Source organism: Frankia sp. BMG5.60, assembly GCF_059428125.1.
In genome coordinates, this window is record NZ_CM182091.1 from 6600021 (window position 1) to 6611376 (window position 11356).

General features: G+C 73.7%; 9 protein-coding genes. 6 read left to right on the plus strand and 3 right to left on the minus strand.

The annotated features are described in order from the left end of the window. Positions 1 to 45: 45 nt before the first annotated feature. Positions 46 to 1275, minus strand: a complete 1230-nt coding sequence (locus tag AC5R91_RS27080) for an amidohydrolase family protein (protein WP_495394106.1) — start codon at positions 1273 to 1275, stop codon at positions 46 to 48. A 274-nt stretch (positions 1276 to 1549) separates the two neighbouring features. On the opposite strand from AC5R91_RS27080, the gene AC5R91_RS27085 reads away from it, so the two are divergent. From AC5R91_RS27085 to AC5R91_RS27095, 3 genes are all read left to right on the plus strand, one after another. Further along, the gene (locus AC5R91_RS27085) at positions 1550 to 2851 is read left to right on the plus strand and encodes a winged helix-turn-helix transcriptional regulator (RefSeq protein ID WP_495394107.1); all 1302 of its coding nucleotides are present in this window, start codon (positions 1550 to 1552) and stop codon (positions 2849 to 2851) included. 85 nt (positions 2852 to 2936) lie between these two features. Beyond that, complete coding sequence (locus tag AC5R91_RS27090; RefSeq protein WP_495394108.1) at positions 2937 to 3653, plus strand: VOC family protein; 717 nt, start codon at positions 2937 to 2939, stop codon at positions 3651 to 3653. 10 nt (positions 3654 to 3663) lie between these two features. Continuing rightward, complete coding sequence (locus tag AC5R91_RS27095) at positions 3664 to 3990, plus strand: NIPSNAP family protein (protein ID WP_495394109.1); 327 nt, start codon at positions 3664 to 3666, stop codon at positions 3988 to 3990. 45 nt (positions 3991 to 4035) lie between these two features. On the opposite strand, the gene AC5R91_RS27100 is transcribed toward AC5R91_RS27095, so the two are convergent. Beyond that, entirely contained in the window at positions 4036 to 5229 is a 1194-nt protein-coding gene (locus AC5R91_RS27100) for a PrpF domain-containing protein (RefSeq protein WP_495394110.1), read from the minus strand. A 155-nt stretch (positions 5230 to 5384) separates the two neighbouring features. On the opposite strand from AC5R91_RS27100, the gene AC5R91_RS27105 reads away from it, so the two are divergent. From AC5R91_RS27105 to AC5R91_RS27115, 3 genes are all read left to right on the plus strand, one after another. Further along, complete coding sequence (locus AC5R91_RS27105) at positions 5385 to 7547, plus strand: acetate--CoA ligase family protein (RefSeq protein WP_495394111.1); 2163 nt, start codon at positions 5385 to 5387, stop codon at positions 7545 to 7547. A gap of 74 nt (positions 7548 to 7621) precedes the next feature. Further along, positions 7622 to 8767, plus strand: a complete 1146-nt coding sequence (locus AC5R91_RS27110; RefSeq protein WP_495394112.1) for an alpha/beta hydrolase — start codon at positions 7622 to 7624, stop codon at positions 8765 to 8767. Further along, complete coding sequence (locus AC5R91_RS27115; RefSeq protein ID WP_495394113.1) at positions 8748 to 10451, plus strand: class I adenylate-forming enzyme family protein; 1704 nt, start codon at positions 8748 to 8750, stop codon at positions 10449 to 10451. Before AC5R91_RS27110 ends, AC5R91_RS27115 begins: the two co-directional genes overlap by 20 nt. Positions 10452 to 10469: 18 nt before the next feature. Here the strand turns inward: AC5R91_RS27115 and AC5R91_RS27120 are convergent, their stop codons facing one another. Beyond that, positions 10470 to 11345, minus strand: coding sequence for an enoyl-CoA hydratase/isomerase family protein (locus AC5R91_RS27120; protein WP_495394114.1), 876 nt, complete (start codon positions 11343 to 11345; stop codon positions 10470 to 10472). Positions 11346 to 11356 lie beyond the last annotated feature (11 nt).

Sequence of the window (11356 nt, forward strand, 5' to 3'; positions counted from 1 at the left end):
CGGGTGGGTAGCGATTCTCCCCGCCGGCGGGCTGAAGGCGAACCGTCAGGGACGGTCGAGGTCCAGGCCGAGCATGCGGATGGCGTTGCCTCGCATGATCTTGTAGATCTCGTCGTCGGGGACGCCCGCCATCAGCCGCTCGGCCACCTCCCGGGTGTTCGGCCAGGTGGAGTCGGTGTGCGGGTAGTCGGTCTCGAAGGTGATGTTGTCGATGCCGACGTCGTGCCGGGATCGGACGCCGAAGCGGTCGTCGAAGAAGCAGCCGAAGATGCGGTTGTGGTAGTAGTGCGAGGGCGGCTCGGGCAGGCCGCCGTCGCCGAGCCAGGAACGGGCGTCACGCCACTTGGCGTCGATCCGCTCCAGCAGGAACGGAATCCAGCCGATCTGCGACTCGGAATAGGCGAGCTTCAGGTTCGGGTAGCGCACCATGAGACCCGACCAGAGATAGTCCGACATCGAGGCCATGGCATTGTTGAACGCGACGGAGGCGTTCACCGCGTGCGGCGCGTCCGGCGACGTCGACGGCATGCGCGAGGACGACCCGATGTGCATGCACACGACGGTGCCGGTCTCGTCGCAGGCCTCGAAGAACGGGTTCCAGTAGCCGGAGTGGATGCTGGGCAGGCCGAGGAACGGCGGGATCTCGCTGAACGCCACGGCCCGGACACCGCGGGCGGCGTTGCGCCGGACCTCGGCCGCCGCGAGGTCGGCGTCCCACAGCGGGACCAGGCACAGCGGGATGAGCCGCCCGCCGGAGTCGCCGCACCACTCCTCGACCATCCAGTTGTTGTAGGCCTCGACGCAGGCCAGGCCGAGCTCGCGGTCGCTGGTCGCCTCGTGGAAGGTCTGGCCGCAGAACCGGGGGAACGTGGGGAAGCACAGCGACGCCTCCACCCAGTTCACGTCCATGTCCTCCAGTCGGGCCTTCGGGTCGTAGCAGCCCGGCCTCATCTCGTCGTAGGTGATCGAGGTCAGCGACATCTCCTCGCGGGCGAAGCCGACCGCGGCCGTGGTGCGCTTCTGGACGAAGACCAGATCCTCGAAGACCCAGCAGTCCGCCGGACGCCCGTTCGGGTCGAAATCGTGCGCGTATCTGGGGCCGGGGCCGACCACCCGGATTCCGGCGACCCCACGACGCTCGACCCGGGGGCCGCGTTCGCGAAACTTCGCGGGCAGCCAGCTCTGCCACAGGTGGGCTGGCTCGACGACGTGGTCATCGGTGCTGACGATCCTCGGGAGTTCGATTCTCGGGAGTTCGATTCTCGGGATTTCCATGCGCGCCTCGCAGCTCTCGGAACCGGCGGATGGGCTTCGAACCTAACGTCGGCAAGATGTCGCTTACCTGTCGGGCGGCCCCGGCCAGTATCCGGATAAAGCTGACTTTGTCGGCACGAAAAGCCCGGATCGTTCCGGGCTCGTCTTCTGCCTGCGGAACGCTGACATTCGACCGAGGAGTCGGGATATCGTCCAGCATCCGCAGAGTGACACGCGACACACAGCGCATCGCCATTCGTGCACTTCGCGACCGTCGTCGCGAGAGGAGCTGGACATGCGGGCAGACACGCAGGCGCAGCGGGCCCAGGATACCGGTGCCGAACTCCGCCGGGAGGTGCGCCTGGACGGCCCCGTCGTCGTGGTGGCCGATGGCGCCCGGCCCGACGCCGAGGTGCTGGCCCTGCTCGCGGGCCGCGAGCGGTGGCGGCTGGTCGAGGCCGGGGGAGCGGACACCGCTCGCCGCGCCACCTCGCTACGCAAGGCGTCGCTGGTCGCCGTCGTCACCGACGACCCACGGTTCGCCGTCGAGGTGACCCGCGCGATGCGCCGCTCCTGCGACGCCCCGGTCATCGTCGTGGGCGACCTCGACCCGATGATCCGGGTGCGCGTGCTCACCGACGGGGCGGACCTGGCCCTGCCGACCGGGCTGGACCAGTCCGCCCTGGGGGCGCAGATCATCGCCCTGCTTCGCCGGGTCAGCGACACCTGGGAGCCGACCGTGCGCTACCTGAGCGCCGCCGAGCTGCAGGTCGACCTGTGGGCCCGGACCTGCCTGCTGGGCGGGACGGAGCTCAGCCTGTCGCCCACCGAGTTCCGCCTGCTCGCCTACCTGATGCGCCACCCGCACCGGGCCCTGCCGCGGTTCCGGATCGTCCGCACGCTGTGGGGCAGCGCCGGCGGGCCGGGCGACACCAACGCCCTGCGCATCCAGGTCTCCCGGCTCCGCCACAAGATCACCGTCGCGGGGCGGCCGACGCCGCTGATCCGCGCGGTGCGCGGCGTCGGCTACGAGTTCACCGAGAACGTCCTGGAGATGGGCGACGACGTCAGCGGCGCCGCCGCCCGGCTGACCTCGCTGACGATGCCGCGCACGGTCCTCGACATCGCCCGCCGCCTGCCCCGCGCCTCGCAGACCGCGGCGGCGGAGTTCCTCACCACCACACTGGTGACGAGTTCCGCCTGCGACGCCGCGGCGATCTTCCGCCGCGGCGGCGGGCTCATGCACCTGGTCGCCGAGCGGGGCAACACCGCGCGGTGGCGGGAGCTGATGGCCGGCGGCGTGCCCCTACGGTCCAGCTTCGCCCAGGTCCACGCGTTCGAGACCAGCCAGCCGACCCAGATCGCCGACATCGTCGGCGGCGCGCACGGCTACCGCGAGACCACCCGCGCGCTGGCGGCCGACGGCTTCCACAGTTGCCTGTTCGTCCCGATCTTCAACGGCCCCACCGCCTGGGGTGGGCTGGGTCTGGCCAGCCGATCCCGCCGGCCGCTCGACCCGGCCGTCACGACCTTCGGCGTGGCGATCGCCGCCATGTTCTCGCTGGTCATCCGGCCGGCGTCCGAACTGGCGGGATGACGGCGGGCCGGCGGTTCACCGGGCGGCGATCGAACGTCAACCGACATCTTCCCGGCGGTAACGTCCCGCCCGAGGAGGACGATCGATGACATTCACGAACTCCCAGAGCAGGGTCGTTCCCGCACCGGTCCGCGCCGCCGACGCGCACGCGCCCACCCGCCTGAGTCACCTGGCTCTGGTGACCCGCGACGCCGCCGTCACCACCGATTTCTACAGCACCGTGATGCGGATGGAACTCGTGGCCGCGGTGATGCACGAGCGGGTGCCGTCGACCGGGGACACCATGCCCTACCTGCACATCTTCTTCCGGATGCAGGACGGGTCGACGGTGGCCTTCTTCGAGGTTCCCGACCTGCCCGCCGCGGCGCCGGCCCCTCATCCGGCCCACGACGTCTTCCGGCACATCGCGCTCGAGGTGCCCACCACCGACATGGTCGACGAATGGCGGGAATGGGTGCGCGGCCATGGCGTCGACGTTCTCGGCCCGGTCGACCACACCATCATTTACAGCATCTATTTCTACGATCCGGACGGCAACCGGCTCGAGATCACGACGCCGTTGGTCGCCGACTGGAACGACCGGCCGACCCAGGCCCGCCGGGCGCTCGAGGCGTGGACGGCGACGAAGGAGCGGGCCCGCCGCGACGGCACCGAGGTGTCGGCCGCGCTGCACGCCCTCGTCGTCGCCGCTGAGCCGACGACCTTCGCGTCGACGACCTCTGAGCTGACGACCTCGGAGTCGACGACCTCGGAGTCGACGACCTCGGAGTCGACGAACTTCGCGTCGACGACCTTCGACTGAGGGCCGCGGGATGCTGTACGAACTGCGCCGCTACGAGCTGTTCGGCCACAACCGCGACGCCCTCCACGACCGGTTCGCCGACCACACCGTGCCGCTGTTCGACCGGCACGGGTTCCGTCAGGTCGGCTACTTCGAGACCGTGATCGGTGACGGCCCCGACCTCACGTACCTGCTCGCCTGGGATGGCCTCGACGAACGCCAGCGGGCGTGGGCCGACTTCCACCGGGACCCCGAGTGGGCCGAGGTGCGCCGGCGCAGCACCGCCGAACACGGGCTGCTCGTGGCGAGGACCCACAGCAGCATCCTGCGCCCACTGCCGTTCTCGAACCTGCGCTGACGCCGTCCGGTGCGAGCGGCGACGGCATCGGTGTACCGAGGCGGCTCAGCCCGGCAGGTAGGCGGTTCCCGCAAGCAGCCGCCGGGCGGTGCGCAGCACGCCCACAGACACGATCTTCCCGGGCGAGGTGCGGACGGTCACGGTCAACGCGCCCCTGGGATGGGCGATGCGGACCGAACCCGGGTCGCCGCCGCGGGCGGCGGCGAACGGCAGGGTGCCGTCGGTGCGGGCGGCGGCGGCCGTGCACAGCGCGGTGGTGATCGGGCAGGCGTGGTGGGCGCGTCCCAGGGACATCGCCCGGACCACGAGATCGGCCGCACCGTGCCGGTCCCCGGTGGTCACCTCGTGGCCGGGGACGGTTACCGCGGGCGCGGTGGGTCCCGCCTGCGGCGGCGGGGAGACGATGGTGAGCCGGGGCAGGACCGGGGAGCCGACCGCGGCCGCGGCCTCGTCGGCCGCGAGCCCGATGCGGGCGGCGCCGGCGGCGCGGATGGACTCCAGCCGCGCAAGCAGGCCCGGCGTGCCGTTGAGCGCGGCCGGCGCCTCGTCACCGCGCAGCCCGAGGTCCGCCGCCCGGACGAACACGATCGGCGCCGCCAGGTCGACGAGCGACACCTCGATCGGGTCGCCGACGCTCGGCGTGAGCACGTCGCGCGGTCGGCCGGTCGGCAGCAGCGCCCCGGTGACCGGACCGGACGGATCGAGGTACTCGGTCAGCACCGCCAGGCCCGTGGCGGGCATCCCCGCGAGCCGTGCCTCCTCTCGCCATTCGCTCTCTCGCCGGGCGCCTTCCCGCCAGGCGCCGGGGGGCGGCGGGGCCGGCACGAGGGCGTCGATGCGCTGCCCCACGTTGCGGTTGAACATCCGCACCAGGCCGGGTCGGGCGTCGCCGGCGAGCAGGCCCTCCTCGAGGGCGTACACCGCGGCGGCCGCGGTGAGGTTCCCGCAGTTGCCGGCGTAGTCGACGATCGGACGGTCGATGCCGACCTGGACGAACAGGTAGTCGATGTCGCAGCCCGGATGCTCGCTCGGCCGGACCAGCACCACCTTGCTGGTGCTCGAATGCGTCCCGCCGAGCCCGTCGAGCTGCATCGGGTCGGGCGAGCCCAGCAGTGCCAGGATCGCCCGGTCCCGCTCGGGCCCGGCGCCGGGCAGCGCGTCGTCGGTGACGAACACGCCCTTGCTCGTCCCGCCGCGCATGAGCACCAGCGGGATCGCGGTGGCCGTGCTGGGGGTCATTCGTCCTCCGTTCGCCGCGACCGCCGATGCTAGGTCGCCGCCGGCCCGGGGGCGGGGGACTCGGGGGCGCTGGCATCGAACCGAAAGGGTTCCGCGCATACCTTGCTGCCGCGGGCAGGGCCTGCGCGCAGGAGGACCGGGCGAAGGGGGAGGACGTGGCGGGGTCGGAGACCGGGGCGGGTTCGCTGGGCAGGTTGTTGAACCCGGCGTCCGTGGCCGTCGTCGGCGTGAGCGAACGGCGCCCCATGTCCAACGTCGCCGTGGGCCACCTGCTCGCCGCGCCCGTCGAGCTGCACCTGGTCAGCCCCCGCCCCGGCAGCGCCTACGGGCGGGCGACGGTCGCCAGCCTGCGGGCGGTCGGCGGCCCAGTCGACGCCGTGCTCAGCCTGGTCGGCGCGGCGGGGTCGGTGGGGGTCGTCGAGGAGGCGGCGCGACTCGGGTGCGGCGGGGTGGTCGTCGTGGCCAGCGGGTTCGGTGAGGCCGGCGACGAGGGCCGCGAGCGTCAGGACCGCCTGGCGCGGGCCGCGGCCGGCGCCGCCCTGCCGGTGTGCGGGCCGAACTGCACCGGCCTGGTGAACGTCACCAGCGGGGTGTCGCTGTTCACCGGGACGGCGGTGGCGGTGCCGGCCGGTGGGGTCTCCCTGGTGTCCTCCAGCGGGTACCTGATGCGCGCGGCGATGGCGGCGGCCCGCGAGCGCAACCTCGGCCTGCGCCTGGCGATCTCGGCCGGCAACGAGGCGGTGACGGTGCTGGCCGACTACCTCGACTTCCTCGTCGCCGATCCGCTCACCCGCGTCATCACCGTCGTCATCGAGAAGCTGCGCGACCCGGCGTCGTTCTTCGCCGCGGTCGACCGTGCCCGGGCGGCCGGCAAGCCCGTCGTCGTGCTCAAACTCGGCCGCAGCGAGCGGGCGCGCGCCATCGTGCGCTCGCACACCGGGGCGCTGACCGGCGAGAGCTGGGTCTACGACCTCGCGTTCCGCGCCGCCGGGATCGTCGACGCCCGCGACGTCGACGATCTGATGGACCGGGCGGCGATCCTGGCCCAGCTCCCCGCGCACCGGCTGCGTCCGGTCGAGCGGATCGCCGTGATCGCCTCCTCGGGCGGCGTGGCGGCGCTGGCCTCGGACGTGCTGGCCTCGGACGTGCTGGCCGGCGGGGACGTCGAAATGCCGGAGCTGACCGAGATCGCCGACGACGTGCGGGCGATCATCCCCGGCGCCGAGGTGGTGAACCCGCTCGATCTGACCGGCTTCACCATGGCCCGGCGCGAGTCGCTCGACGCCGTGCTGCGGACCTATCTCGACGCCGAGGCGCTCGATGCCGTCGTCGTCACCTGGTGGCTCGACGAGGAGGACCGGGAGCGGGCGGAGGTGCTGCTGGGACCGGCCCGTGAGGCGGCGAGGCGCGCGGGCAAACCGGTCGTGCTGACCACCGTGCAGCAGTCGCGGCTGGGATCGTGGACCTCGACGGCCGGCGGCCCGGGCCTGGCCTTCGCCCGCGGGCTCGGCGGCGCGGCGCGCGGCCTCACCGCGATCACCCGGCACCTGTCGCCGCAGCCCCGCGCGGGCCGTGCGGCCCCGCCGCGCCCGATCCCGCTGCCGCGGCCGGGTGACGTGGTGCGAGGTGACGCCGGGGCGATGCTGTCGTTCGCGGCGACGATGACGCTGCTGGCCGAGCGCGGCCTGACCGTCGCGCCGTGGGTGGTGTTCGACGATCCCGCCGACTGGCCGCCCCGGGCCGGTGCCCTCGGCGACGGCGCCCAGATGGTCGTCAAGCTGGCCGACGTCGCGCACCGCACCGAGCTGGGCGCTGTCCGCCTCGGGGTCGCGCCCGGCGAGGTGGCCGCGGTCGCCGCCGAGCTGCAGGAGATCGCCGCCGCCCACGGGGTGCCGCGCACCGTCGCCGTGCAGGGCCAGCTCGCCGGCGCCGGTGAGGCCTTCGTCGGCTACCAGGCCCGCACCGATCTCGGCCCGGTCGTCGTCGCCGGCCTCGGCGGCATCCTCGTCGAGCTCACCCGCGCGGTCGTCGGCCGGCTGCTGCCGGTGGACGACCCGGGCGTCGAGTCGATGCTGGCCGAGCTCGGCGGGGCGACCGTGTTCCGGGGGCTGCGCGCGGCGGCTGGCTGGGACCGGGCGGCGCTGGCGAAGGTGGTGCTGGCCGTCGCCGAGCTTGGGGCGGCCGGTGCGGACTGGATCGGCTCGATCGACGTCAACCCCCTGATCTGCTCGCCGTCGGGCTGCGCGGTGGCCGACGCGCTCGTGCTCGTCGAGGAACCGATGCCGCCACTGAAGGCTGATGCCGCCGCTGGAAGCTGATGCCGCCGCTGAAAGCTGATATCGCCGCTGAAAGCTGATGCCGTAGCCAGGAACTGAGGGTGCAGGAGGTCGTCGTGCCGTTACCGATCGGGGTCGAGCGGGAACTGGTGGAGATACCGATTCCGCCGTCCGGGCGGGTGGACGTCTTCTCGGGCGTCGCCCGCCTGTCGGGGGCGATCTGGGCCTCCGAGGTGCGCCCGGCGGGCCCCAGACCCCGCACGGCCGTGCTGATCGTGCACCCGACGGCCAACTTCCTGGGTCACTACGCGCTGGGGACGCTCGCCGAGCTCGGCGTCGCCGCGGTCGGGCTCGCCACCCGGTACGTGGGCAACGACGCGAACCTCAACGTCGAGAACTGCCTGCTCGACATCGGTGCCGCGATCGGGACGCTGCGCGGGCGGGGCTACGAGCGGATCGTGCTCGTCGGCAACTCGGGTGGAGGCTCGATCGTCCCCTATTACCAGGCGCAGGCCGAGCGGCCGACGGTCGTGGCTCCGCCGGGCGGCGTCGGGCCGGACCTCACCCGCGCCGACCTGCCGCCGGCCGACTCGATCGTGCTGTTCATGGCCCATCCCTCCCGCGCCCGGGTGTCGATGGAGTGGCTCGACCCGGCGATCATCGACGAGTCCGCGCCGTTCGGCCGGGATCCGGACCTCGACGCCTTCGACCCGCGCAACGGGCCACCGTTCCCGGCCGAGTTCATCGCCCGCTACCGCGCCGCCCAGCTCGCCCGCAACCGGCGGATCACCGCGTGGGCGCGGGCGCAGCTACGCCTGGTCACCGCCGCGGGGCACTGGCCGGCGGGACTGGACGACCTGGCGTTCGTCGTCCACGGCACCAGCGCCGACCTGCGCTTCCTCGACCCGGCCATCGACGCCAGCGACCGGACGATCGGCAGCACTCTGTGGGGCCGTCCCGAGATCGCCGACTACCTGCCGGCCGGGCTCAACCGCTACACGACGCTGCGGTCGTGGATCAACCAGTGGTCGATCGACGACACCAACGGCGACGCCCTGCGGTGGTTGCCGGAGCTGTCCACCCCGACCCTGGTCGTCGGCGGCTCGGCGGACACCGGCTCGCCGCCGGTGGTGCTCGAACAGCTTCACGACGCGATCGGGCGGGCGAAGAAGGACTACCTGCTCATCGACGGGGCGACGCACTACTTCGAGGGCCGTCCCGACCTGCTGCGCGCGGCGTGCGATGCCATCGCGACCTGGTGAGCCCGCCACCACGTTCAGCGCGGCCTGGCGGCGCGCCGTCGCCGGCCGGGGCGGGAGCCCGTTCCTGATCTGGGAGTCCTCGGACGGGGCGGTGACGACGTGGACCTACGCCGAGTTCGACCGGCTGACCCGACGGGTCGCGGCCCGGCTGCGCGCGGCGGGTCTGCGCGGCGGCGGCGCCGTCCACCTGGCGCTGGCCAACTCGCCGGCCTTCGTCGCGGTGTGGCTGGCCGCCGTCGGCCTCGGTGCGCACATCGTGCCCACCGACCCGGCCGCCACCGCCCCGGAGATCGCCGCGCAGCTCGCCCGGACGAGGGCCGTGGTCGGGATCTGCTCGCCGCGGCGTCGGGCGGTGTACGCCGAGGCGGCTGGAGCAGGCGCCGAGGCGGCTGGAGCAGGTGCCGAGGAGGCCGGCGCCGGTCCGGACCTCGCCGTGTTCGCCGTCGACGAGGACGACGTCGAGCTCGCGGCCCTGACCGGTGTCGCTGCCGGCACCGGGGAGGCCGCGTCGGCCGGCGGTCCCGATACGCCGAGCCTCGACATGCCGGGCCCCGAAGCACCGGGCTCCGAAGCACCGGGCTCCGAAGCACCGGGCTCCGAAACACCGGGCTCCGAAGCACCGGGCCCCGAAACGACTGCCGCGGTCCTGTTCACCTCCGGCACGACCAGCGCGCCCAAGGGCGTCGTGATCACCCAGGCCAACTACGCCTTCGCGGGCGCGACGATGGCGGCGGCGGCCGGGCTGGGGTCCGAGGATCGCCAGCTCGTCGCGCTGCCGCTGTTCCACGCGAACGCCCAGTACTACTCGTTCGCCGCCGCCATCTCCGTCGGGGCGAGCGTCGCGCTGCTCAGCTCCTTCTCGGCATCGCGGTTCCTAGCGCAGGCCGCCCGGCACCGGGCGACGCACGCGAGCCTGTTCGCGGCCCCCATGCGGATGATCCTGGCCCGGGGGGCCGAACGGCGCGACGACCTGGCGCTGCGGCACGTGTGGTTCGCCCAGAACGTGGCCGCCGACCAGTACGAGCGGCTCTCGGCCCTGCTCGGCTGCCGCCCCCGCCAGCTCTACGGGATGACGGAGACGACCGCGGCGGTCCTGACCAGCCGATCCGACGAGGCCCGCCCCGACGCGATGGGTCGCCCGACGCCGGGCTGCGCCGTGCGGCTGAGCCCCCGGCCCGGCGGCGGCGAGCGGGCGCCGGGGGAGGTCGGCGAGCTGCTCGTCGGCGGCGAGCGAGGCGTCCGACTGTTCGGCGGATACCTCGACGACCCCGACACCACCCGGCGCGCCTTCGTCGACGGCTGGTTCCGCACCGGCGACCGGGCCTACCGGGACGCCGACGGCGTCTACCACTTCGCCGGGCGGGACAGCGAGACGCTGAAGGTGGCCGGCGAGAACGTCTCGGCGGTCGAGGTCGAGGCGGTCGTCGCCGAGCACCCCCGCGTGCTCGAGGCGGCCGTCGTCGGCCGACCCGACCCGGTGCGCGACGAGGTCCCGGTCGCCTACGTCGTCGCCGACCCCCGCGGCGCCGCCCCCGAAGCCGAGGAGCTGGCCGAATGGTGCCGGCGGCGGCTGAGCCCGGTCAAACGTCCCCGCGAGTTCGTCCTCGTCGACGAACTCCCGCGGACCTCCGTCGGCAAGATCCGCAAATTCCTCCTGCCCTCGGCCCCTGCACCCGGCTCGTAGCCCCGACGGCCGTTCGGGTCAGCCGCCGTTGCTGGGACGGGTCCCGGGCAGCCAGGGCGTGGCGAACTGGGCCTCGCGGGCTGCCTTGAGGCCGCGCACGCCCTCCTCGCGGCGGATCTCGGCGAAGGGGCGGCCGTCGGGGGCCTGAGCCCGTCCGCTCATCGCGAGCGTGATGACGTCGTAGCCGGAGGCGGCGACGCGGGCGGCCTCGTCGCCGGCGGCGTCGGCGGCGGCGTCCACGGCCCGCTTGTTCAGCGTGGTGGCCTCCCGCGGCATCCGGGACAGCCGGGCGGCCAGGTCCCGGGCGCGCGGGCCGAGCTCGGCGGCCGGCACGACCGCGGTGACCAGTCCGATCCGCTGGGCCACCTCGGCGTCGATCAGCTCGCCGGTGAGGATCAGGAACTTCGCCCACTGCCGTCCGATCAGCGGCACCAGCCCGGCCGCCCCGGGCAGCCCGAGGCGTCCCTCGGGCATGCCGAAGCGGGCGTCGTCGCCGGCGACGACCAGGTCGCAGCTCGCCGCGAGGACGACGGCGGCGCCCAGGCAGTAGCCCCGCACGGCGGCGACCACCGGCAGCGGGCAGCGGCGCACCCGCCGGTGGAAGTCGTCGGCGGTCTCGCGGAAGCGCGCCTCGTCGGCGGCGTGCTCACGGATCGGATTGCCGGCGAGGTCGCCGCCGGCGGAGAACGCCGCGCCGGCGCCGGTGACGAGCACGGCGCCGACGGTCGGGTCCGCCTCGGCGTCGGCGAGGGCGGCGAGGATCTGGTCCCGGGTGCCGCCTGGCCGGGCCGAGATGGGGTTGCGCGACTCCGGCCGGTTCAGGCGGATCTCGGCGACCCCGTCGCGCTTGTCGTAGGCGATCTCGTCGAACAGTCCGATGATGTCGGAGCCCATGACGGTCGGTC